At 59.3% G+C, this 23,018-nt stretch carries 22 protein-coding genes and 1 pseudogene; 14 read left to right on the forward strand and 9 right to left on the reverse strand.

Annotated features, from left to right (window positions below; translation table 11 throughout):
- Positions 1 to 41: 41 nt before the first annotated feature.
- The gene (locus HU718_RS05995; protein WP_134174754.1) at positions 42 to 527 is read right to left on the reverse strand and encodes a type II TA system antitoxin MqsA family protein; all 486 of its coding nucleotides are present in this window, start codon (positions 525 to 527) and stop codon (positions 42 to 44) included.
- Positions 524 to 835 (reverse strand): annotated as a pseudogene (locus HU718_RS06000) (type II toxin-antitoxin system MqsR family toxin). The gene HU718_RS05995 and the pseudogene HU718_RS06000 overlap by 4 nt, the downstream one beginning before the upstream one ends.
- A gap of 166 nt (positions 836 to 1,001) precedes the next feature.
- Here HU718_RS06000 and HU718_RS06005 point away from each other — a divergent pair.
- From HU718_RS06005 to HU718_RS06025, 5 genes are all read left to right on the forward strand, one after another.
- On the forward strand, positions 1,002 to 1,661 hold the full coding sequence (locus HU718_RS06005; RefSeq protein WP_186612392.1) for a FadR/GntR family transcriptional regulator: 660 nt from the start codon (positions 1,002 to 1,004) through the stop codon (positions 1,659 to 1,661).
- Positions 1,651 to 2,955, forward strand: coding sequence for a CynX/NimT family MFS transporter (locus tag HU718_RS06010; RefSeq protein ID WP_186612393.1), 1,305 nt, complete (start codon positions 1,651 to 1,653; stop codon positions 2,953 to 2,955). Before HU718_RS06005 ends, HU718_RS06010 begins: the two co-directional genes overlap by 11 nt.
- A gap of 204 nt (positions 2,956 to 3,159) precedes the next feature.
- Complete coding sequence (locus HU718_RS06015) at positions 3,160 to 3,630, forward strand: nuclear transport factor 2 family protein (protein ID WP_077571232.1); 471 nt, start codon at positions 3,160 to 3,162, stop codon at positions 3,628 to 3,630.
- A 39-nt stretch (positions 3,631 to 3,669) separates the two neighbouring features.
- Positions 3,670 to 3,972, forward strand: a complete 303-nt coding sequence (locus tag HU718_RS06020) for a GIY-YIG nuclease family protein (RefSeq protein WP_008083651.1) — start codon at positions 3,670 to 3,672, stop codon at positions 3,970 to 3,972.
- An 84-nt stretch (positions 3,973 to 4,056) separates the two neighbouring features.
- A complete protein-coding gene (locus tag HU718_RS06025) occupies positions 4,057 to 4,992 on the forward strand; it encodes a glutathione S-transferase family protein (protein ID WP_186612394.1) in 936 nt (311 codons plus the stop codon).
- A 102-nt stretch (positions 4,993 to 5,094) separates the two neighbouring features.
- Here the strand turns inward: HU718_RS06025 and HU718_RS06030 are convergent, their stop codons facing one another.
- Complete coding sequence (locus tag HU718_RS06030) at positions 5,095 to 5,445, reverse strand: glutaredoxin family protein (protein WP_186612396.1); 351 nt, start codon at positions 5,443 to 5,445, stop codon at positions 5,095 to 5,097.
- Positions 5,445 to 6,449 carry a nucleoid-associated protein YejK gene (yejK, locus tag HU718_RS06035; protein ID WP_007909053.1) on the reverse strand — a complete coding sequence of 335 codons (1,005 nt, stop codon included), beginning with the start codon at positions 6,447 to 6,449 and terminating at the stop codon, positions 5,445 to 5,447. Before yejK ends, HU718_RS06030 begins: the two co-directional genes overlap by 1 nt.
- 395 nt (positions 6,450 to 6,844) lie before the next feature.
- Between yejK and HU718_RS06040 the strand changes: the two genes are divergently transcribed.
- Complete coding sequence (locus HU718_RS06040; protein ID WP_003221909.1) at positions 6,845 to 7,126, forward strand: HU family DNA-binding protein; 282 nt, start codon at positions 6,845 to 6,847, stop codon at positions 7,124 to 7,126.
- Positions 7,127 to 7,318: 192 nt separating this feature from the next.
- On the opposite strand, the gene rlmF is transcribed toward HU718_RS06040, so the two are convergent.
- The 5 genes from rlmF to HU718_RS06065 all read right to left on the reverse strand — a co-directional run bounded on the left by rlmF (position 7,319) and on the right by HU718_RS06065 (position 13,939).
- A complete protein-coding gene (gene rlmF, locus HU718_RS06045; protein WP_186612398.1) occupies positions 7,319 to 8,338 on the reverse strand; it encodes a 23S rRNA (adenine(1618)-N(6))-methyltransferase RlmF in 1,020 nt (339 codons plus the stop codon).
- A 233-nt stretch (positions 8,339 to 8,571) separates the two neighbouring features.
- Positions 8,572 to 11,418 (reverse strand): valine--tRNA ligase, encoded by a 2,847-nt coding sequence (locus tag HU718_RS06050; protein ID WP_150706011.1) that lies wholly within the window; start codon positions 11,416 to 11,418, stop codon positions 8,572 to 8,574.
- Between the two features lie 128 nt (positions 11,419 to 11,546).
- A complete protein-coding gene (locus HU718_RS06055) occupies positions 11,547 to 11,954 on the reverse strand; it encodes a DNA polymerase III subunit chi (protein WP_150729527.1) in 408 nt (135 codons plus the stop codon).
- Between the two features lie 8 nt (positions 11,955 to 11,962).
- Entirely contained in the window at positions 11,963 to 12,391 is a 429-nt protein-coding gene (locus HU718_RS06060; protein WP_186612400.1) for a DNA polymerase III subunit chi, read from the reverse strand.
- A 57-nt stretch (positions 12,392 to 12,448) separates the two neighbouring features.
- Positions 12,449 to 13,939 carry a leucyl aminopeptidase gene (locus HU718_RS06065; RefSeq protein WP_077571238.1) on the reverse strand — a complete coding sequence of 497 codons (1,491 nt, stop codon included), beginning with the start codon at positions 13,937 to 13,939 and terminating at the stop codon, positions 12,449 to 12,451.
- A 576-nt stretch (positions 13,940 to 14,515) separates the two neighbouring features.
- Here HU718_RS06065 and lptF point away from each other — a divergent pair.
- The 8 genes from lptF to pdxJ all read left to right on the forward strand — a co-directional run bounded on the left by lptF (position 14,516) and on the right by pdxJ (position 22,919).
- The gene (gene lptF, locus HU718_RS06070; protein ID WP_016986095.1) at positions 14,516 to 15,637 is read left to right on the forward strand and encodes an LPS export ABC transporter permease LptF; all 1,122 of its coding nucleotides are present in this window, start codon (positions 14,516 to 14,518) and stop codon (positions 15,635 to 15,637) included.
- Positions 15,630 to 16,691, forward strand: coding sequence for an LPS export ABC transporter permease LptG (lptG, locus tag HU718_RS06075; protein WP_102900609.1), 1,062 nt, complete (start codon positions 15,630 to 15,632; stop codon positions 16,689 to 16,691). Before lptF ends, lptG begins: the two co-directional genes overlap by 8 nt.
- 173 nt (positions 16,692 to 16,864) lie before the next feature.
- The gene (gene lepA, locus HU718_RS06080) at positions 16,865 to 18,664 is read left to right on the forward strand and encodes a translation elongation factor 4 (protein WP_038357686.1); all 1,800 of its coding nucleotides are present in this window, start codon (positions 16,865 to 16,867) and stop codon (positions 18,662 to 18,664) included.
- Between the two features lie 5 nt (positions 18,665 to 18,669).
- On the forward strand, positions 18,670 to 19,524 hold the full coding sequence (gene lepB / locus HU718_RS06085) for a signal peptidase I (RefSeq protein ID WP_095119368.1): 855 nt from the start codon (positions 18,670 to 18,672) through the stop codon (positions 19,522 to 19,524).
- 169 nt (positions 19,525 to 19,693) lie between these two features.
- Positions 19,694 to 20,383, forward strand: coding sequence for a ribonuclease III (gene rnc / locus HU718_RS06090; protein ID WP_016986099.1), 690 nt, complete (start codon positions 19,694 to 19,696; stop codon positions 20,381 to 20,383).
- Positions 20,376 to 21,278, forward strand: coding sequence for a GTPase Era (gene era / locus HU718_RS06095; RefSeq protein WP_016771562.1), 903 nt, complete (start codon positions 20,376 to 20,378; stop codon positions 21,276 to 21,278). The genes rnc and era overlap by 8 nt, the downstream gene beginning before the upstream one ends.
- A 168-nt stretch (positions 21,279 to 21,446) precedes the next feature.
- Positions 21,447 to 22,136 carry a DNA repair protein RecO gene (recO, locus tag HU718_RS06100; RefSeq protein WP_186612402.1) on the forward strand — a complete coding sequence of 230 codons (690 nt, stop codon included), beginning with the start codon at positions 21,447 to 21,449 and terminating at the stop codon, positions 22,134 to 22,136.
- 39 nt (positions 22,137 to 22,175) lie between these two features.
- The gene (pdxJ, locus tag HU718_RS06105) at positions 22,176 to 22,919 is read left to right on the forward strand and encodes a pyridoxine 5'-phosphate synthase (protein WP_186612404.1); all 744 of its coding nucleotides are present in this window, start codon (positions 22,176 to 22,178) and stop codon (positions 22,917 to 22,919) included.
- Positions 22,920 to 23,018: the final 99 nt, after the last annotated feature.

Here is a 23,018-nt window from a genome sequence, read left to right on the forward strand (position 1 = left end):
TAAAAACAACCCGGCCTTGTGCCGGGTTTGTTTTTTGTGGGTCAGGAGGCGGTGAGAGGTTCTTGTTCTTTGTGCTCAGTGAACTTGAACGCGCCTCTTAAATCAGCCCCTTCAGCCAAGACTCTCGCGTCGGCAAGCAAGTGTGGATAGCGATCCAGCAGACGCATAAGCAGCATCAATGCTTTCGGCGGAAGTACCTCGCCGCGCTCGTATCGTGAAAATGCGTTGTGCCCGCCCCCTGAAAGCAATTGCACCGTTTCCTTTTGCGTCAGGTGCAGTTTGCGACGGATCTTTTTCATTTCGTCACCTACCATTTTTCTACAGGCGATAACGAGTTCATCGCATGCGTCGGAATACCGCTGCCCGCACTCATCGTCCAATTCGACCTCACCGCACTTCTGGCACTCCCAGCCCGACAAATCGTCGATCCGACGCTCCATTCCCTTGGCGCTCACGGTTTCGCCTCGACCCTTGAAATGCACCATGCCTTCCGGAGCGCCGCAACTGACACACTGCTGCGTATTCATGAATGGTTCTCCTTGAAAGAGATCACGGGTGGGCGCCTGTCGTAGTGATATGACACCTTGATGTAAATCTCCAAACCATGTGATTGGATGTGATAGACGTCTTGCCAAATACGGTGATCGTCATAAGTCGTCATCGATTTGTACAACATGCTGCGCTGCAGCTTGAGAACGATTTCTTGCATCTCTTCGAGAGTGAGTTTGAGTGCAGTGCCCGTTTTTCTTGCCGTGTGCGTGAAAGCCCTCCAGCCAAGTCACCTGACATCCGCCTTGATCACCGCCAAGTCGTAATGGGGTGTGTTCTTTTCCATAAGAAACCAAAACCCTGTCCCTGAAATTACCCTTAAAGGGTAATTTTGACCAATCGAAAATACCGCTTCATGTGTCTCCGATTGACCCTAGGTGGTTGCCGTCCTACACGGGTCTGACTAACATGTCAGAAAATTCATCCTATGATTGGATGAAAGGGCGAATCCTATGTCAGACATTTCTCCACTCATCAAACGATCCCTGGTCGATCAGGCCTTGGATCAACTCCGTCAGCGCATCAACAGTGGTGCCTGGCAGGTTGGCGAGCGGTTGCCGACCGAACCCGAGCTCTGCGCCGAGCTGGGCATCAGCCGCAACACCGTGCGCGAAGCCATGCGCGTGCTGGCGTTTTCCGGACTTATCGAAATTCGCCAGGGCGACGGCAGTTATTTGCGCGCGGTGGTCGATCCGCTCGACACGTTGAAAGCGCTGTCGCGCTGCTCGCTCGATCAGGCACGGGAAACCCGGCACATCCTCGAAGTCGAGGCCATCGGCTTGGCAGCGCTACGCCGCACCGACGAAGACCTCGTCGCATTGCGCGAGGCGCTCGGCACCAGCGGCACTCACTACCACGGCGATCTCGACACCTACATCGCCTGCGATCTGGTGTTCCACCGTCGCTTGGTCGACGCCGCGCACAACCCGACCCTCAGCGAGTTGTATCGCTATTTCTCCAGCATCGTCGGCGCGCAGTTGCGCCAGACGCTGAACATCGTCCCGCGCCGTCAGGAAGTGTTCGACCTGCACATCGCGTTGCTCGATGCGGTCGAGCAACGCGACCCGGAACGGGCCAAAGCCTTGTCGAGGCAGTTGATCAATGAACCTTGAAACCGAGAAAACCATGTCCCGCAGTAAGATATCCACAGCCCCGAAGCGCACGGCAGAGCTTGAAGAACTGCTGATCGACGCCGAGGCCGATGACGAACAAGTGCAACAAAGCCATCCGCTGGTGCGCCGGCCGTGGCTGTTGCTGCTGGGGCTGATTCTGGTGGCGCTGAACTTGCGTCCGGCGTTGTCGAGCATGGCGCCGTTGCTCAGCGACGTTTCCAAAAGCCTCGGCTTGTCGGCGGCTCAGGCCGGTTTGCTGACCACGTTGCCGGTGCTTTGCCTCGGTTTGTTTGCGCCACTGGCACCGATTCTGGCGCGGCGTTTTGGCGCTGAGCGGGTGGTGCTGGGGATTCTGCTGACACTGGCAGGCGGAATCATTTTGCGCAGCAACTTTGGCGAGATCGGCTTGTTCGCCGGCAGCGTATTGGGCGGCGCCAGCATCGGCATCATCGGTGTTCTGCTGCCGGGGATCGTCAAGCGCGACTTCGCCAAACACGCCGGCACCATGACCGGCGTCTACACCATGGCGCTGTGCCTGGGCGCGGCTATGGCAGCGGGCTCCAGTGTGCCGCTCAGTGAGCACTTCGGAGGTGGCTGGGCGATGGGCCTGGGTTTCTGGGTGATTCCGGCGCTGGTTGCGGCGGTGTTCTGGTTGCCGCAAGTCGGGCAAAAGCATGGCGCGCACAATGTCGCTTACCGTGTGCGCGGTCTGCTGCGTGATCCGCTGGCCTGGCAGGTGACCTTGTACATGGGCCTGCAATCGTCGCTGGCCTACATCGTCTTTGGCTGGTTGCCGTCGATCCTGATTGGTCGCGGCCTGACGCCAACCCAGGCCGGCCTGGTGTTGTCCGGTTCGGTGATCATTCAACTGGCCAGCTCGTTGGCCGCACCATGGCTGGCCACTCGCGGCAAGGATCAGCGTCTGGCCATCGTCGTGGTCATGGCGCTGACCCTTGGCGGTCTGTTCGGCTGCCTGTACGCGCCGATCGAAGGCCTGTGGGGCTGGGCGATTTTGCTGGGTCTGGGGCAGGGCGGTACGTTCAGTCTGGCGTTGACGTTGATTGTGCTGCGTTCGCGCGATTCCCATGTTGCGGCGAACCTGTCGAGCATGTCTCAGGGCTTCGGCTACACGCTGGCGTCGATGGGGCCGTTCGCGGTCGGCGTGGTGCATGACTGGACCGGCGGCTGGAATGCGGTGGGCTGGATCTTCGGCATCATTGGTACAGGCGCGATCATTGCCGGGCTTGGCGCCGGGCGTGCGCTGTACGTGCAAGTGCAAAGCGAAAGAATCTGACACCGCTCAAACTGTAGGAGTGAGCCTGCTCGCGATAGCGGTGTGTCCGTTTGCGCATTGTGGGCTGGAAGAACGCAATCGCGAGCAGGCTCACTCCTACAGTGGTTTTGTGTACTTCGGGAATTCGGTTTACGAATGCCGATAGTGTTTCTGCGCATTGCGGATTATCGTGCTGGCACTCTGTACCTATTTTGGAGTTTGCCCATGAGTGAAGCCCACGCCGCGTTGATCACCCGTTTCTATCAGGCTTTCCAGCGCCTGGATGCCGAAGCCATGGCCGCCTGCTACACCGACGACGTAGTATTCAGCGATCCGGCCTTCGGTGAACTGCGCGGGCGCGATGCCGGCGACATGTGGCGCATGCTCACCACACGCGCCAAGGACTTCTCCCTGACCTTCGACAACGTCCGCGCCGACGAGCGCAGCGGCGGCGCACATTGGGTCGCGACCTACCTGTTCAGCCAGACCGGCAACATCGTCATCAACGATATCCAGGCCCGTTTTGTCTTTCGTGACGGCAAGATCTGCGAGCACCACGACCACTTCGATCTGTGGCGCTGGTCGCGTCAGGCGCTGGGTTTCAAAGGCCTGCTGCTCGGCTGGACACCGCTGGTGCGCAACGCCGTACGCGCTCAGGCGCTGAAGGGACTGAAGGCATTCCAGGCCGGTCGCTGATAAGATCGCCGCCTGTTTCCTACACGTCTTGATCCCGAAGTGACCAGCCTTAGCGAAAAATCTGTCGATGTCGCCGAACCGGTGAGCAAATCCTGGTTCGTCTACCTCGTTCGCGCCGCCAATGGCTCGTTGTACTGCGGGATCAGCGATGATCCGGTGCGTCGCTTCGCCAAGCATCAAAGCGGCAAAGGCGCGCGGTTCTTCCTTTCCAGCCCGGCCATGGCGCTGGTTTATACCGAACTGTGCCGCGATAAAAGCGATGCGTTGCGCCAGGAACGGTTAATCAAAAAACTCAGGAAGAGCGCGAAGGAGTGTCTGGTCGCGTCTTATCAATCTGACTGATCAGTTCCCATCAGGCAGATCTGTAGGCTGCTAAGCAAATGCACGCTAAGCTGCTGGCTCACTATCTGAGCGGCGGAGCCGAGCATGTCCGAGTTGATTCTCCACCATTACCCGACCTCTCCATTTGCCGAGAAGGCCCGCTTGCTGCTGGGCTTCAAAGGCTTGTCGTGGCGCTCGGTGCACATCTCGCCGGTGATGCCGAAACCGGATCTGACCGCGCTGACTGGTGGCTACCGCAAGACCCCGGTGCTGCAGATTGGCGCTGATATCTATTGCGACACATCGCTGATCGCCCGTCGCCTGGAGCAGGAAAAAGCCTTGCCGGCGTTCTTCCCCGAAGGTCAGGAATTCACCGCAGCGAGTTTTGCCACATGGGCTGATTCGGTGGTGTTTCAGCATGCGGTGAGCCTGGTGTTTCAGCCGGAATCGGTGGCCGTGCGCTTCGCCAAGTTGCCGCCGGAAGCGATCAAGGCTTTTATCGCCGATCGCGCCGGCTTGTTCTCCGGTGGCAGCGCCACGCGTTTGTCTGCCGAACAAGCCAAGCACCAGTGGCCGACGATCATGGCGCGACTGGAGCAGCAGTTGCAGCGCGAGCAGGGCGACTTCCTCTTTGGTGAACCGTCGATTGCTGACTTCGCATTGGCGCATCCGCTGTGGTTCCTCAAGGCCACTCACGTCACTGCACCGCTAGTGGATGAGTATCCGGCAGTTGCGGCCTGGTTGGGCCGAGTGCTGGGCTTTGGCCATGGCGCAGCCAGTGCGATGACGTCGGAAGAGGCGCTTGAGGTTGCACGCAACGCGACACCGGCGGCATTGCCTGGCGAGCAGTTTGTAGATCCGAACGGCTTCAAGGCTGGGCAGCAGGTGGCGATCTCTGCGACCGATTACGGGGTTGATCCGGTGGTGGGTGAGTTGCTGTTTGCCGGTCGCGAAGAGTTGATCATTCGTCGCGAAGACGAGCGTGGCGGTGTGGTGCATGTGCACTTCCCGCGTTTCGGTTTTCGTATCGAAGCCCGCTAAAGATCCATTGTGGGAGCGAGCCTGCTCGCGAAAGCGCTGTGTCAGACAACAACAGTGTTGAATGATCAGCCGTCTTCGCGAGCAGGCTCGCTCCCACATTGTTTACTTCAGGGCCGCGAGGATTTCGTCCGGGTCGAATCCGCGAATCAACGTGCCGTTCACATCAATCAGCGGAATCCTGCGCCCACCCAATGCCTCATACGCCTTGCGCGCTTCGGCATCCTTCTCGATATCGAACTCCTTGAACGCAATCCCCTTGCTGTCGAGAAAACGTTTCGTCTGCTTGCAGTAGCCGCACCAGTCGGTGGCGTAGAGCACGACGTTGGCTTGCGCGCGCGTCTGCTCTGCAACCATCTGCGACGGATTGAACACCCGCTCGATCTTGCCCCAGTTCTGATAGACCACGACCACCAGCAGAGCCAGTGCAACTTTCTTCAGCACATTGCCGAGCATCAGTTACGCCGCTTCAACTGATCGGTGAGCGACGTTGGCAGGCCTTTGATCACCAGCGTGCCAGCCTCTTCGTCGTACTCGATCTTCGAGCCCAGCAGGTGCGCTTCGAAGCTGATCGACAGGCCTTCGGCGCGTCCGGTGAAGCGACGGAATTGATTCAAGGTGCGTTTGTCCGCCGGAATCTCTGGCGACAGACCGTAATCCTTGTTGCGGATGTGATCGTAGAAGGCTTTCGGCCGTTCTTCGTCGATCAGCTCGGACAACTCTTCCAGGCCCATCGGTTCGCCGAGCTTGGCCTGGCTGCTGGCATAGTCCACCAACGTCTTGGTCTTCTCGCGGGCGGATTCTTCCGGCAGGTCTTCGCTTTCTACGAAGTCGCTGAAAGCCTTGAGCAGCGTGCGCGTCTCGCCCGGGCCGTCGACGCCTTCCTGGCAGCCGATGAAGTCGCGGAAGTATTCCGAAACCTTTTTGCCGTTCTTGCCCTTGATGAACGAGATGTACTGCTTGGACTGCTTGTTGTTCTGCCACTCGGAAACGTTGATGCGCGCCGCCAGGTGCAGTTGACCGAGGTCGAGGTGGCGCGACGGGGTCACGTCCAGCTCGTCGGTCACCGCCACGCCTTCGCTGTGGTGCAGCAGGGCGATCGCCAGGTAATCGGTCATGCCTTGCTGATAGTGAGCGAACAGCACGTGGCCACCCACGGACAGGTTCGATTCTTCCATCAGCTTTTGCAGGTGCTCGACCGCGACTTTGCTGAACGCGGTGAAGTCCTTGCCGCCTTCCATGTATTCCTTCAGCCAGCCGCTGAAGGGGAATGCGCCGGACTCCGGATGGAACAGACCCCAGGCTTTGCCCTGTTTGGCGTTATAGCTCTCGTTGAGGTCGGCGAGCATGTTCTCGATGGCTGCAGACTCGGCCAGTTCCGTGTCACGGGCGTGCAGAACTGCGGGTGTGCCGTCGGGTTTTTTGTCGATCAGGTGGACGATGCAATGACGGATCGGCATGGGCTTCTCGGCTGTTGGAAGGGAGGAGGGCAGGCTCCCCCGAAAAAGCGCTAAGTGTACCGCAACCACTGGTTTTGGCGCGGGTTGTAGGGCGAAACCGGGGCGCACGACCGGCCTTATGCAGTTTTTTACCGATTTAGAGCAATAAAGCTGACCAAATGGGTAGCTAGAGGCGGATATTTCCCCGTCTCTGTGCTAGTTTTGCCCGGTCTTACGCGAAGTCACTGCGTTAAGCGTGCAATCAGCATTTGTCAGGTCGAACCAAACCCTGATTTCGGTATCTATAACCCGACTCGTCGTGGTTATCGCCGAGGGTGCCAGATCCAGAAGATCGGGCTCGATGGCTGACACTGCACTCTGCAATCCATATGAATTTGATAGGGAAGGAACACTACATGGCTCTTACTAAAGACCAACTGATCGCCGACATCGCTGAAGCTATCGACGCGCCGAAAACCACCGCGCGTAACGCTCTGGACCAACTGGGCCAAATCGTTGCCGATCAGCTGGAAAACGGCGGCGAAATCACCTTGCCAGGTATCGGCAAGCTGAAAGTGACCGAGCGTCCTGCCCGCACTGGCCGTAACCCTTCGACTGGCGCTGCCATCGAAATCCCTGCGAAGAAAGTGATCAAGCTGGTTGTGGCCAAAGGCCTGACCGACGCTGTGAACAAGTAAGACGCGGCAATAAAAAACCGTGCACCGGAGTGATCCGGGCACGGTTTTTTTGTGTTTGCGATTTGGTGGCTGAATCGCAGGGCCAATGTGGGAGCGAGCCTGCTCGCGAATGCGGTGGATCAGTCGATATTGAAGCTAACTGACACGCCGCCTTCGCGAGCAGGCTCGCTCCCACAGGGGATCTTCGGTGTCTTAGCGTACCCAGCGCTCGCGGCGCCAGATCTGCTGCTCGGACTTGGTCTGAAAAGTCCAGGCCACAAAGCGGCTCTGCTTCTGGCCCTGAGACATCTCGACGACCTGGCTTTCCAGCACGCCGGCCTTTTTCAGCGCGGTTTCGATGGCTGGCAGGTTCGAAGCTTTCGACACCAGCGTGCTGAACCACAGCACCTTATGCTGGAAATTCGCGCTTTCGGCGATCAATTGCGTCACGAAACGTGCTTCGCCACCTTCACACCACAGCTCGGCCGACTGGCCACCGAAGTTCAGCACTGGCAGTTTGCGTTTCGGGTCGGCCTTGCCCAGTGCGCGCCATTTGCGCTCGCTGCCCTTGGTCGCTTCATCCATCGAAGCGTGGAACGGCGGGTTGCACATGGTCAGGTCAAAGCGCTCACCCGGCTCCAGCAAGCCGATCAGGATGTGCCTGCGGTTTTCCTGCTGGCGCAGTTGGATAACCTTGTTCAGATCGTTGGACTGAACGATGGCTCGCGCGGCAGCCACGGCGGTCGGATCGATCTCCGAGCCGAGGAAGTGCCAGCGGTATTCGCTGTTACCGATCAGCGGATACACGCAGTTGGCGCCCATGCCGATGTCCAGCACGTTGACGATCGCGCCGCGCGGGACCTTGCCGTCGTTCATGCTCGCCAGCAAATCCGCGAGGAAGTGCACGTAATCGGCGCGGCCAGGCACTGGTGGGCAGAGGTAGTCGGCCGGGATGTCCCAATGCTGAATGCCGTAAAACGACTTGAGCAACGCCCGGTTGAACACACGCACCGCATCGGGGCTGGCGAAGTCGATGCTTTCCTTGCCGTACGGGTTGGTGATCACGAACTTCGCCAGTTCCGGCGTGGTTTTGATCAGCGCCGGGAAGTCGTAACGACCCTGATGGCGATTGCGCGGGTGCAGGCTGGCCTTTTCACGCGGCTCGACGGTCTTGGCCGGGGTCGCGGAGTCAGGCTTCTTGCGCGCAGGTTTGGGTGTGCGGGGGGCGTTCATGGGCGTGGTCGATTCGGGTATGGCTGAAAGTGGCGGGTATTGTCCCACATCTAAAGGCAACACCGTTCAAACTGTGGGAGCGAGCCTGCTCGCGAAGGCGGTTTCACATCCGGCAGATTTGTCGACTGACACACCGCTTTCGCGAGCAGGCTCGCTCCCACAGGGGATTTGTGGTGTTGCAGGAATAAAAAAGGGAGGCCACCTGGGCCTCCCTTTTTTATTGCGATTTGCCGTTACAGGCTGGCAATCCGCGCGTGTTGCTCGGCCAGTTTGCCCAAGGCTTGTTCAGCCTCGGCCAGTTTGGCGCGTTCCTTCTCGATGACTTCGGCCGGGGCCTTGTCGACGAAACCGGCGTTGGACAGTTTGCCGCCAACGCGCTGGACTTCGCCCTGCAGACGCAGGATTTCCTTGTCCAGACGCGCCAGTTCAGCGCCCTTGTCGATCAGGCCGGCCATTGGCACCAGCACTTCCATCTCGCCAACCAGTGCGGTGGCGGACAGCGGTGCTTCTTCGCCAGCCTTCAGAACAGTGATCGATTCCAGACGTGCCAGCTTCTTCAGCAGCGCTTCGTTCTCGGTCAGACGGCGCTGGTCTTCAGCGCTGACGTTCTTCAGGTAGATCGGCAGTGGCTTGCCCGGGCCGATGTTCATTTCGCCACGGATGTTACGCGTGCCGAGCATCAGTTCCTTGAGCCATTCGATGTCGTCTTCGGCGGCCGGATCGATGCGCTCTTCGTTGGCCACTGGCCACGCTTGCAGCATGATCGTCTTGCCCTGGATACCGGCCAGCGGCGCGATGCGCTGCCAGATTTCTTCAGTGATGAACGGCATGAACGGATGCGCCAGACGCAGCGCCACTTCCAGTACGCGAACCAGCGTACGACGGGTGCCGCGCTGACGTTCAACCGGCGCGTTCTCGTCCCACAGCACAGGCTTGGACAGTTCCAGGTACCAGTCGCAGTACTGGTTCCAGATGAACTCGTACAGCGCTTGTGCCGCCAGGTCGAAACGGAACTGATCGAGTTGACGGGTCACTTCGGCTTCGGTGCGTTGCAACTGCGAGATGATCCAGCGATCCGCCAGCGACAGCTCGTAGGCTTCGCCGTTCTGGCCGCAGTCTTCGCCCTTGTCCAGAACGTAACGTGCGGCGTTCCAGATCTTGTTGCAGAAGTTGCGATAGCCTTCAACACGGCCCATGTCGAATTTGATGTCGCGACCGGTGGAGGCCAGCGAGCAGAAGGTGAAGCGCAGGGCGTCGGTGCCGTAGCTGGCGATGCCGTCGGCGAACTCGTCGCGGGTCTGCTTCTCGATCTTCTTCGCCAGTTTCGGCTGCATCATGCCGGAGGTGCGTTTCTGCACCAGTTCTTCCAGCTCGATACCGTCGATGATGTCCAGCGGGTCAAGGACGTTGCCCTTGGACTTGGACATTTTCTGGCCCTGGCCATCGCGCACCAGGCCGTGCACATAAACGGTCTTGAACGGAACCTGCGGGGTGCCGTCTTCGTTCTTGATCAGGTGCATGGTCAGCATGATCATCCGGGCAACCCAGAAGAAAATGATGTCGAAGCCCGTCACCAGTACGTCGGTGGAGTGGAATTTCTTCAGGAATTCGGTCTTTTCCGGCCAGCCCAGAGTGGAGAACGTCCACAAGCCGGAACTGAACCAGGTGTCGAGTACGTCATTGTCCTGTTGCAGCGCCACGTCCGGGCCGAGGTTGTGCTTGGCGCGCACTTCGGCTTCGTCGCGACCGACGTAGACCTTGCCCGACTCGTCGTACCAGGCCGGAATCCGGTGGCCCCACCACAGCTGACGGCTGATGCACCAATCCTGAATGTCGCGCATCCACGAAAAGTACATGTTTTCGTACTGCTTCGGCACGAACTGGATACGACCGTCTTCAACCGCGGCAATCGCAGGCTCGGCCAACGGTTTGGTCGACACGTACCACTGGTCGGTCAGCCACGGCTCGATGATGGTTCCGGAGCGGTCACCTTTCGGCACTTTCAGGCCGTGGTCGTTGACGCTGACCAACAGGCCGGCGGCGTCGAACGCAGCAACGATTTGCTTGCGCGCTTCGAAACGCTCAAGACCGGCGTATTCAGCCGGAATCGCGCCATCGACGCTGTCGTTCAGCGTGCCGTCGAGGTTGAACACCTGGGCTGCCGGCAGCACGTTGGCATTCTTGTCGAAGATGTTCAGCAGCGGCAGATTGTGGCGCTTGCCGACTTCGTAGTCGTTGAAATCGTGGGCCGGGGTGATTTTCACGCAACCGGTGCCGAATTCAGGATCGCAGTAATCGTCGGCGATGATCGGGATGCGGCGGCCAACCAGTGGCAGCTCGACAAACTTGCCGATCAGGGCCTGGTAGCGCTCATCGTTCGGGTTCACCGCGACGGCGGAGTCGCCGAGCATGGTTTCCGGACGGGTGGTTGCGACGATCAGGAAATCGTTGCCATCAGCGGTTTTCGCGCCGTCGGCCAGCGGGTACTTCAGGTTCCACAGGAAACCTTTCTCGTCGTGGTTCTCCACTTCGAGGTCGGAAATCGCCGTGTGCAGTTTGGTGTCCCAGTTGACCAGACGCTTGCCGCGGTAGATCAGACCGTCTTCGTGCAGGCGCACGAACGCTTCTTTAACCGCTTCCGAAAGGCCGTCGTCCATGGTGAAGCGCTCGCGGCTCCAGTCAACGGACGAGCCGAGGCGGCGGATCTGACGGCTGATGTTGCCGCCGGACTGATCCTTCCACTCCCAGACTTTCTCGAGGAATTTTTCGCGGCCCAGATCATGGCGATTCTGGCCCTGGGCTTCGAGTTGACGCTCCACCAGCATTTGCGTGGCGATACCGGCGTGGTCGGTGCCCGGCTGCCACAGGGTGTTGCGACCCTGCATGCGGCGGAAACGGATCAGGGCGTCCATGATCGCGTTGTTGAAACCGTGACCCATGTGCAGGCTGCCGGTGACGTTCGGCGGCGGGATCATGATGGTGTAGGAGTCGCCCGCGCCTTGCGGGGCGAAGTAGTTCTCGGACTCCCAGGTGTTGTACCAGGAAGTTTCAATGGCGTGCGGCTGGTAGGTCTTATCCATGCGCGGCGGGACCCTATTGGCATTAATTCAGGAAAAGCCGACGAGTATAGCCGCGGGGACAGCTGCAAGCTACAAGCCACAAGCTGCAAGAAGAGAGTGGCAGGTTTGTTTCAGCTCTGGCTTGCAGCTTAAAGCTTACCGCTCGTAGCTGCGGCGAGTAGCCGTTCCATGCGCGCATCGAGGCGGCGTTTGATTTCGGTTTCGATGTGCGGGGCGAAGTCGTCGATCACGTCTTGCATGATCAATTGCGCGGCGGCGCGCAGTTCGCTGTCGAGGTGGAGCAGGGCGTCCGGGCCTTTATCCACAGGTGCCGCCCGTTGTACGGCGGGTGTCGGAGCTGGCGCGGGTGGTGGTTCGACAGCGGCCGGCTCGTTGCCAACCGAATCGAACAACATCGGAATCTGTTCCTGTTCGCCGTCATCGACCGTATCGGTCAGCAGTGGCGGTTGCAGGTTGTCATCGCCGAGCAACTGGCGGATCGATTCGAGATCGTCCAGCAGATGTGCGGACTTTTGCTGCGGTTTCGGAGTGTCCATTGGAATGCTCAGAGTCGCTGTAAACGGTGATCTTGCAGAGGATAGCCCTGTTCGCGGTAGAAACGGAAACTCTCCCGCGCGGCCGCCCGAATCGTCGGATCTTCGACCACCACTTCCGCCACTCGGGCGAATTTGCTGGCGAAGGCCGGGACTTTCAGGTAGAGATTGACCAGTAAATCCTGATGCTGACCGCAGTCGTCACCCAGGCCCAAAACGATCAAACCGTCCGGCTCACTGTCGGCAGGGCCATGCGGCACGAACGTTTCGCCCTTGAATGCCCAAAGGCGCGCATCGAGATCATCGCGCTGAGCCGCATCACTGCAATGCAGGTAGATGCGGTGCCCCATGCGCCAGGCTTTCTCGGTGAGCTTGCAGGCAAAGTCCAGGCGAGCCGAAGGGTCGGCGCTGGGCAAAATATAAAAGTCGACTTTGGTCATTGCGGTTCCAGAGCAGCAGGCGGCGTCACCCGAAAGTGACGCCGCCCGTCAGCGGGTTCAGGCTTTGGCGCGATCCAGCAGGTACTGGGTCAACAGAGGCACCGGACGGCCGGTTGCGCCCTTGTCCTTGCCGCCGCTGGTCCACGCGGTGCCGGCGATGTCCAGGTGCGCCCAGTTGAGGTTTTTGGTGAAGCGCGACAGGAAGCATGCAGCCGTGATGGTGCCGGCTTTCGGCCCGCCAATGTTGGCGATGTCGGCGAACGGGCTGTCCAGTTGCTCCTGGTATTCGTCGAACAGCGGCAATTGCCAGGCACGGTCATCAGCGGCTTTACCGGCGCTGAGCAGTTGGTCGATCAGTTCGTCGTTGTTGCCCAGCAGGCCCGAAGTGTGGGCGCCCAAGGCAACGACGCAAGCGCCGGTCAGGGTGGCGATGTCGATCACCGCTTGAGGCTTGAAGCGCTCGGAGTAGGTCAGCGCGTCGCACAGCACCAGTCGGCCTTCGGCGTCGGTGTTGAGGATTTCCACGGTCTGGCCGCTCATGGTGGTGACGATATCGCCCGGACGGGTCGCGTTGCCGCTAGGCATGTTCTCGGCGCAGGCGAGGATACACACCAGGTTGATCGGCAATTTCAGTTCAAGCACGGCACGCAGGGTACCGAACACGGAGGCCGCGCCGCCCATGTCGTACTTCATTTCGTCCATGCCGGCGCCTGGTTTCAGGCTGATGCCGCCGGTGTCGAAGGTGATGCCTTTACCAACCAGCGCGTACGGCTTCTCGGATTTCTTGCCGCCGTTGTATTGCATGACGATCAGGCGCGGCGGTTGCTCGCTGCCTTGGCCGACGGCGTAGAACGAGCCCATGCCCAGGGATTTGATCTTCTTCTCGTCGAGGACTTCGACTTTCAGATCCTTGAACTCTTTGCCCAGATTCTTGGCCTGTTCGCCGAGGAAGGTCGGGTGGCAGATGTTCGGCGGCAGGTTGCCCAGGTCGCGGGTGAACGCCATGCCGTTGGCGATTGCAGTGGCGTGGTTCACCGCGCGCTGCACTTCAGCTTGTGCAGCCTTGATGGTCAGCAGGGTGATTTTCTTCAGGGCGCGCGGTTCGGCTTTCTGGCTCTTGAACTGGTCGAAAGTGTATTCACCATCGACCAAGGTTTCCGCCAGCAGACGGGTTTTGCCGTAGCTGTCACGATTTTTGACAATGACTTCATCCAGCGCCAGCACGGCGTCGCTGCCGCCCAGACCCTTCAGGGTGTTGAGGATGCCAGCCACGATTTTACGGAACGGACGGTCGCCCAGTTCTTCATCCTTGCCCACGCCGACCAGCAGCACGCGCTCGGCTTTGAGGTTCGGCAGGCTGTGCAGCAGCAGGCTTTGACCGACTTTACCAGCCAGATCGCCACGCTTGAGTACGGCGCTGATCGCGCCACCGCTCAGTTCGTCGACTTGTTTGGCGGCGACACCGAGTTTGCGGCCTTCGCCGACGGCAACCACCAGGGTGGCGGTTTTCAACGTTTCTGGGCTAACGCTTTTTACAACCAGTTCCATGTGCGGATCCCTGAATGAATGGTCAACACGCAGGCGTTCGACGGTGTCCGCAGTCGCCTGCTTATAGATAGAAGAGGCGCAGGCCAAAGCCTGCGACAAGGGCCGCAGTTTGAACCTCGCTCCCCGCACCTGACAACCCTAGGGGGTGTTCTCAATTAGTTTTCACACCGCGTTGTCGCCTTAAAGCCAGCCAGGCAAGGCGCAGGCCGCAGGGAATGGTTGTTCCCTTTCCAAGGCCTGCAACGCAGACTGGCCGGCTTTAAGGCACAACCCGAAGGGCCGGGCCTGCTGTTGTGCAGGGCTGCGTTGCTCGAAGCTTATTTGGAATGACCAAACCACGCTTCTCGCGCCTTGCCCTGCACAACAGCAGACCCGGCGCGGTGTGAAAACTAATTGAGAACGCCCCCTAGGTTGTACGATCTGCAAAGGATTACAACGATGGATGAGTGTGCGCAGTGACATGCGCCCTCAATCACAGGATAATGCCGCATCTTTTTTCGACGGCTCTGCGTTGCGGGCCGGTCGATGTGTTTGCTTGTTTGGCCGCCTTAGCCTGACAACCCTGGAGTGTCTGGTTTGATCGTCTTCCGTTATCTGTCCCGCGAAGTCCTGTTGACCCTCAGCGCCGTGAGTGCCGTGCTGTTGGTTATCATCATGAGCGGTCGCTTCATCAAATATCTGGCACAGGCCGCTGCCGGCCAGCTCGATCCGGGCTCGCTGTTCCTGATCATGGGCTTTCGTCTGCCGGGTTTTCTGCAACTGATTCTGCCGCTGGGCCTGTTCCTCGGGATCCTGCTGGCGTACGGTCGCCTGTACCTGGAAAGCGAGATGACTGTGCTCTCGGCCACCGGCATGAGCCAGCAGAAGCTGTTTCGCATGACCTTGTTTCCAGCGACCCTGGTTGCGCTGGTGGTGGCGTGGCTGAGCCTGGGCCTGGCCCCGCAAGGCGCCAACCAGTTCCAGTTGCTGCTGAACAAGCAGGACGCGCTGACCGAATTCGATACCCTCGAACCAGGGCGTTTCCAGGCGCTGCGTGACGGTACTCGGGTGACCTACACCGAAACCCTGAGTGATGATCGCGTCAATCTGGGCAGCGTATTCATTTCGCAGAAGAACCTCGGTGCCGATCAAAAGGATCGCGGGATTTCCGTGCTGGTTGCCGAAAGCGGTCGCCAGGAAGTGCGCCCCGACGGCAACCGCTATTTGATCCTCGATAACGGCTACCGCTACGACGGCAGCCCGGGTCAGGCCGATTACCGTGCCATTCATTACGAAACCTACGGCGTGCTGTTGCCCAAGCCGGACGTCAGCGAAGAAGTCACCGACCGTGACGCCATGCCGACCTCGTCCCTGCTGGGCAGCGATGACATCCGCTCGAAAACCGAACTGCAATGGCGTTTGTCCCTGCCGCTGCTGGTATTTATCGTGACCCTGATGGCGGTGCCGCTGTCGCGCGTCAATCCCCGCCAAGGGCGTTTCCTCAAGCTGCTGCCGGCGATTCTTCTTTATATGGCTTACCTGACCATCCTGATTGCCGCCCGCGGCGCCCTTGAAAAAGGCAAGATCCCGCCGGCCCTCGGTCTGTGGTGGGTGCATGCGATCTTCCTTGTCATCGGTCTCGGCCTGCTCTATTGGGAGCCGCTACGCCTGAAGATGGCCAGCCGTCGCTCCGCAGCGCTGGAGGTGGCCCGTGGTTAAACTCGACCGCTACATCGGCAGCAGCGTATTCATGGCGATTATTGCCGTGCTGGCAATCATTCTCGGTCTGGCGACCTTGTTTGCCTTTATCGATGAGATGGGCGACGTCAGCGATACCTACACGCTGGTCGATGTTCTGAGCTTTGTATTGCTGACCGCGCCGCGCCGTCTCTACGAAATGTTGCCAATGGCCGCATTGATCGGCTGCCTGATCGGTCTCGGCAGTCTGGCCAGCAGCAGTGAACTGACGGTCATGCGCGCTGCGGGCGTGTCCATCGGCCGTATCGTCTGGGCTGTCATGAAGCCAATGCTGGTGCTGATGCTGGCTGGCGTGCTTATCGGCGAATACGTTGCTCCGGCGACCGAAAGCATGGCCCAGGCCAACCGCTCGCTGGCGCAGGGCAGCGGCGACGCGCAAAGCGCCAAGCACGGTATGTGGCACCGTCAGGGTGAAGAGTTTATCCACATCAACGCCGTGCAACCGAACGGCCTGCTGTATGGCGTGACCCGTTATCACTTCGACAAGGAGCGCCATCTGCTCAGTTCGAGCTTCGCCAAAAAGGCTGAGTTCGATGGCAATCATTGGCAGCTCACCGATGTGGCGACGACCAAATTCAATGAGCGCAGCACTGAAGTCGTGAATACGCCTACCGAGCGCTGGGACGTGTCCCTGAGCCCGCAACTGCTCAGCACCGTGGTCATGGCTCCGGAATCGCTGTCGATCAGCGGTCTGTGGGGCTATATCCACTATTTGTCCGAGCAAGGCTTGAGCAATGGTCGCTACTGGCTGGCATTTTGGGTCAAGGTGTTGCAACCGCTGGTCACCGCCGCGCTGGTGCTGATGGCCATCTCCTTCATCTTCGGCCCGCTGCGCTCGGTGACCCTCGGCCAGCGGGTGTTCACCGGCGTGCTGGTGGGCTTCACCTTCCGTATCGTCCAGGATTTGCTCGGCCCGTCGAGCCTGGTGTTCGGTTTCTCGCCGCTGTTCGCGGTGCTGGTGCCGGCCGGTGTCTGTGCGCTGGCGGGTGTCTGGCTGCTGCGAAGAGCCGGTTGATGACAGCCGATTGACCTGTGCTTCAAACCTTGAAAACGCCTCGGTCGCCAGATCGGGGCGTTTTTGCATGCAATCCGGGTGACAGGTGAGCGTGACGCTTGCGCCGTGTATCAGGTACAATTCCCGGCTATTTTTCGGCGGGCTATGCCTGCAGCCTTTTTGAGTGTTGATCCGTGAGTGATTTGAGTCATATCCGCAATTTCTCCATCATCGCCCACATTGACCATGGCAAGTCGACGCTGGCCGATCGCTTCATCCAGATGTGCGGCGGCCTGGCCGAGCGTGAAATGGAAGCCCAGGTACTGGACTCCATGGATCTGGAGCGTGAACGCGGGATCACCATCAAGGCCCACAGCGTCACCCTTTATTACACGGCCAAAGATGGCATCAAGTATCAGCTGAACTTCATTGACACCCCGGGTCACGTCGACTTCACCTACGAAGTCAGCCGTTCCCTGGCTGCTTGTGAAGGCGCTTTGCTGGTGGTCGACGCCGGTCAAGGCGTAGAAGCCCAGTCCGTAGCCAACTGCTACACCGCCATCGAGCAGGGCCTTGAGGTCATGCCGGTGCTGAACAAGATCGACCTGCCACAGGCCGATCCCGATCGCGTCAAGGACGAGATCGAGAAGATCATCGGCATCGACGCCACCGACGCCGTCACCTGCAGCGCCAAGACCGGCCTGGGTGTTGACGAGGTGCTCGAGCGTCTGGTGCACACCATTCCTGCGCCGACCGGCAACATCGAAGATCCGCTGCAAGCGTTGATCATCGACTCCTGGTTCGACAACTACCTGGGCGTTGTCTCCCTGGTGCGCGTGCGTCATGGCCGCGTGAAGAAGGGCGACAAGATCCTCGTCAAGTCCACCGGCAAGATCCATCTGGTCGACAGCGTTGGGGTGTTCAACCCGAAGCACACCGCTACTTCAGATCTGAAGGCCGGCGAAGTGGGCTTCATCATCGCCAGTATCAAGGACATTCACGGTGCACCGGTCGGTGACACCCTGACCCTGAGCTCGACCCCGGACGTTGAAGTGCTGCCCGGCTTCAAACGCATCCAGCCACAGGTTTACGCCGGTCTGTTCCCGGTCAGCTCCGACGACTTCGAGGATTTCCGCGAAGCGCTGCAGAAGCTGACCCTCAACGACTCGTCGCTGCAATACACCCCGGAAAGCTCCGACGCGCTGGGCTTCGGCTTCCGTTGCGGCTTCCTCGGCATGCTGCACATGGAGATCATCCAGGAGCGCCTCGAGCGCGAGTACGACCTGGACCTGATCACCACGGCGCCTACGGTGATTTTCGAGCTGGTGCTGAAAACCGGTGAAACGATTTACGTCGACAACCCATCCAAGCTTCCGGATGTGTCGTCGATCGAAGACATGCGCGAGCCGATCGTGCGCGCCAACATTCTGGTGCCGCAGGAACACTTGGGCAACGTCATCACCCTGTGCATCGAGAAGCGCGGCGTTCAAGTCGACATGCTGTTCCTCGGCAATCAGGTGCAAGTCACTTACGACCTGCCGATGAACGAAGTGGTCCTGGACTTCTTCGATCGTCTCAAATCCACCAGCCGCGGCTATGCTTCGCTGGATTACCATTTCGACCGTTACCAATCGGCTAATCTGGTGAAACTGGACGTGCTGATCAACGGCGACAAGGTCGATGCCCTCGCATTGATCGTGCACCGTGACAACTCGCACTACAAAGGTCGCCAGTTGACCGAGAAGATGAAAGAACTGATTCCTCGTCAGATGTTCGACGTAGCCATTCAGGCCGCCATCGGTGGTCAGATCGTTGCCCGGACAACCGTCAAGGCGCTCAGAAAGAACGTATTGGCCAAATGCTACGGTGGTGACGTCAGCCGTAAGAAGAAACTGCTCGAGAAGCAAAAGGCCGGTAAGAAACGCATGAAGCAGGTCGGCAACGTGGAAATTCCACAAGAAGCCTTCCTTGCAGTGCTCAGGTTGGATAGTTAGGTCCTATGTCACTAAATTTCCCGCTGTTGCTGGTCATCGCCGTGTTCGTCTGCGGCCTGTTGGCGTTGCTTGATCTGTTGATCCTGGCGCCGCGTCGCCGGGCGGCCATTGCCTCTTATCAAGGCAGTGTCAGCCAGCCCGATGTCGTGGTAGTCGAGAAACTCAACAAAGAGCCGCTGCTGGTTGAATATGGCAAGTCGTTCTTCCCGGTGTTGTTCATCGTACTGGTGCTGCGTTCGTTCCTCGTGGAGCCGTTCCAGATTCCGTCCGGCTCGATGAAACCGACCCTGGACGTCGGCGACTTCATTCTGGTGAGCAAGTTTTCTTACGGGATCCGCCTGCCGGTGATCGACAAGAAAATCATCGAAGTCGGTGACCCCCAGCGTGGCGATGTAATGGTGTTCCGTTACCCGAGCGACCCGAGCGTCAACTACATCAAACGTGTAGTCGGCCTACCGGGCGACACGGTGCGTTATACCGCTGACAAACGTCTGTTTGTGAATGGCGAATCGATTGCCGAGCAGATGGTCGGTGCCGAACCGGGCACGCTCGGCAGCGCCGAGCTGTACAAAGAGAAACTGGGCGCCGCCGAGCATCTGATCCGCAAGGAAATGAGCCGCTACCGCGCCACGCCGGACCGCTCGTGGACAGTCCCCGCCGGGCACTACTTCATGATGGGCGACAACCGCGACAACTCGAACGACAGTCGCTACTGGGATGATCCGAACATTCCCAAGGATCTGCTGGGCATGGTTCCCGACCAGAATATCGTCGGCAAGGCCTTCGCGGTCTGGATGAGCTGGCCGGAACCGAAACTCAGTCACCTGCCGAATTTTTCGCGGGTTGGCCTGATCAAGTAATCACACACGGCGCTGTTGACCACAGCGCCGAATGCATTTCTGGAGCCGGCACAATCGGCTTCGCAATCGCCAGGATTTAATTTTTGAACACAGCGTTAATTGTCCCAGGCCTGCGCCGCATCCCGGCGATGGCAGTGGAATCCAGCCACGAACTCAGCGTGGGTAAACCGTGAGCGTTTCTCTAAGCCGTCTCGAGCGCCAGCTCGGTTACACCTTCAAGGATCAGGAGCTGATGCTGCTGGCCCTGACGCACCGCAGTTTTGCCGGGCGCAACAACGAACGCCTGGAATTCCTCGGTGATGCCATCCTCAACTTCGTTGCTGGCGAGGCGCTGTTCGATCGCTTCCCGCTGGCCCGCGAAGGCCAGTTGTCGCGTTTGCGCGCACGTTTGGTAAAAGGTGAGACGCTGGCCGTACTGGCGCGCGGTTTCGACCTTGGCGATTACCTGCGACTGGGTTCCGGCGAGTTGAAAAGCGGCGGTTTCCGTCGCGAATCGATTCTGGCCGATGCCCTCGAAGCGTTGATCGGTGCGATCTATCTCGATGCCGGCATGGACATGGCGCGCGAACGCGTTCTGGCCTGGCTGGCGGGCGAGTTCGAAGGCCTGACCCTGGTCGACACCAACAAGGATCCGAAAACCCGTTTGCAGGAACACTTGCAATCGCGCGGTTGCGATCTGCCACGCTATGAAGTGGTGGATATCCAGGGCGAGCCGCACTGCCGAACCTTCTTCGTCGAGTGCGAAGTTGTCTTACTGAATGAAAAAAGCCGAGGTCAGGGTGTGAGCCGTCGTATTGCCGAACAGGTAGCGGCCGCCGCAGCACTGATTGCCCTGGGCGTGGAGAATGGCAATGACTGATACAAACGCAACTCGCTGTGGCTATGTTGCCATCGTCGGCCGTCCCAACGTTGGCAAGTCCACGTTGCTGAACCACATCCTTGGCCAGAAGCTCGCGATCACTTCGCGCAAGCCGCAGACCACTCGCCACAATATGCTCGGGATCAAAACCGAAGGTGACGTGCAGGCGATCTACGTCGACACCCCCGGCATGCACAAGGGTGGCGAAAAGGCCCTGAACCGCTACATGAACAAAACCGCTTCGGCGGCGTTGAAAGACGTCGACGTGGTGATCTTCGTCGTTGACCGCACCAAGTGGACCGACGAAGACCAGATGGTTCTCGAGCGCGTGCAGTACGTGACCGGCCCGCTGATCGTCGCGCTGAACAAGACCGACCGCATCGAAGACAAAGCCGAGCTGATGCCGCACCTGAGCTGGTTGCAGGAACAACTGCCGAACGCGCAGATCATTCCGATTTCCGCGCAGCACGGGCACAATCTCGAAGCGTTGGAAAAGGTTATCGCTGATCATCTGCCGGAGAACGATCACTTCTTCCCGGAAGACCAGATCACCGACCGCAGCAGCCGTTTCCTCGCCGCTGAACTGGTGCGCGAGAAAATCATGCGCCAAATGGGCGCCGAGCTGCCGTACCAGATCACCGTCGAAATCGAAGAGTTCAAGCAGCAGGGCAAAACCCTGCACATCCACGCCTTGATCCTCGTTGAACGTGACGGCCAGAAGAAGATCATCATTGGCGACAAGGGCGAGCGCATCAAGCGCATTGGCACCGAAGCGCGCAAGGATATGGAGCTGCTGTTCGACTCCAAGATCATGCTCAACCTGTGGGTCAAGGTGAAGGGCGGCTGGTCCGACGACGAGCGTGCGCTGCGTTCGCTGGGTTACGGCGACCTGTAATCACCGTTCCAGAGAACGCCGATACCCACTGTGGGAGCGAGCCTGCTCGCGAAGAGGACGTAACATTCAGCCTTGATGTTGACTGTCACTCCGCTTTCGCGAGCAGGCTCGCTCCCACATTTGGTTCTTGGGTTGTGTGTAAATCTGCGTTTCTTCATCGAGAACTCAATGTCGCAAAACCCGCCTCCCGCCCAACCTGCCTACGTCCTGCACAGTCGCGCCTACCGCGAAACCAGCGCGTTGGTGGACTTCCTCACGCCGCAAGGGCGGCTGCGGGCGGTGTTGCGCAGTGCGCGGGGCAAGGCCGGGACATTGGCGCGGCCGTTCGTGTCGCTGGAAGTGGAGTTCCGCGGCAAGGGTGAGTTGAAGAATGTCGGGCGCATGGAGAGTTCTGGCACTTCGGCTTGGCTCAATGGTGAAGCGTTGTTCAGCGGTCTCTATCTCAATGAGTTGCTGATCCGTTTGCTGCCCGCTGAAGATCCGCACCCGGGGGTATTCGATCACTACGCCGCGACCTTGCTGGCACTGGCTGAAGGCCGTCCACTGGAGCCGTTGCTACGTTCGTTCGAATGGCGACTGCTGGACGATCTCGGTTATGGCTTCTCGCTGAACACCGATATCCACGGCGAGCCCGTCGAGGCAGATGGTCTCTATCGTCTGCAAGTGGATGCCGGTCTTGAGCGGGTCTTTCTACTGCAACCCGGCCTGTTCAACGGCGTCGAATTGCTGGCCATGGCCGAAGCCGACTGGACCGCTCCCGGCGCTCTCTCTGCTGCCAAGCGCTTGATGCGTCAGGCACTGGCTGTTCACTTGGGCGGTCGGCCTCTCGTCAGTCGCGAGCTGTTTCGCAAGCCCTGATATGCTGTGCGCCGAATCTCTCAATTCAGGAGCGCATCCGTGACCACCAGCAATCGCATTCTTCTTGGCGTGAACATCGACCACGTCGCCACCCTGCGTCAGGCCCGTGGCACGCGCTACCCGGATCCGGTCAAGGCTGCACTGGACGCGGAAGAGGCGGGCGCCGATGGCATCACCGTGCACCTGCGTGAAGACCGTCGGCACATTCAAGAACGTGACGTACTGCTGCTCAAGGATGTGCTGCAAACCCGCATGAACTTCGAAATGGGCGTCACCGAAGAAATGATGGCGTTCGCCGAGCGTATCCGCCCGGCGCACATTTGTCTGGTCCCGGAAACCCGTCAGGAGCTGACCACTGAAGGTGGTCTGGATGTCGCCGGGCAGGAAGAACGCATCAAGGCCGCGGTCGAGCGTCTGTCGAAGATCGGCAGCGAAGTGTCGCTGTTCATCGATGCCGACGAGCGTCAGATCGCTGCATCGAAGCGTGTTGGCGCTCCAGCCATCGAGTTGCACACCGGTCGTTATGCCGACGCCGAAACCCCGACTGAAGTGGCTGAAGAATTGAAGCGTGTGGCGGACGGTGTGGCGTTTGGTCTGGCCCAAGGTCTGATCGTCAATGCCGGTCATGGCCTGCACTATCACAACGTTGAAGCCGTAGCGGCGATCAAAGGCATCAACGAACTGAACATCGGCCATGCGCTGGTGGCGCATGCGTTGTTCGTCGGCTTCAAGTCTGCGGTATCGGAAATGAAGGCGCTGATTCTGGCTGCTGCCAAGAACTAAAGGTCACCGCATAACAACTGTGGGAGCGAGCCTGCTCGCGAAAGCGGTGTATCAGTCAAAGATGATGTTGACTGACACGACGCCTTCGCGAGCAGGCTC

Source organism: Pseudomonas tensinigenes, from assembly GCF_014268445.2.
Taxonomy (GTDB): Bacteria; Pseudomonadota; Gammaproteobacteria; order Pseudomonadales; family Pseudomonadaceae; genus Aquipseudomonas; species Aquipseudomonas tensinigenes.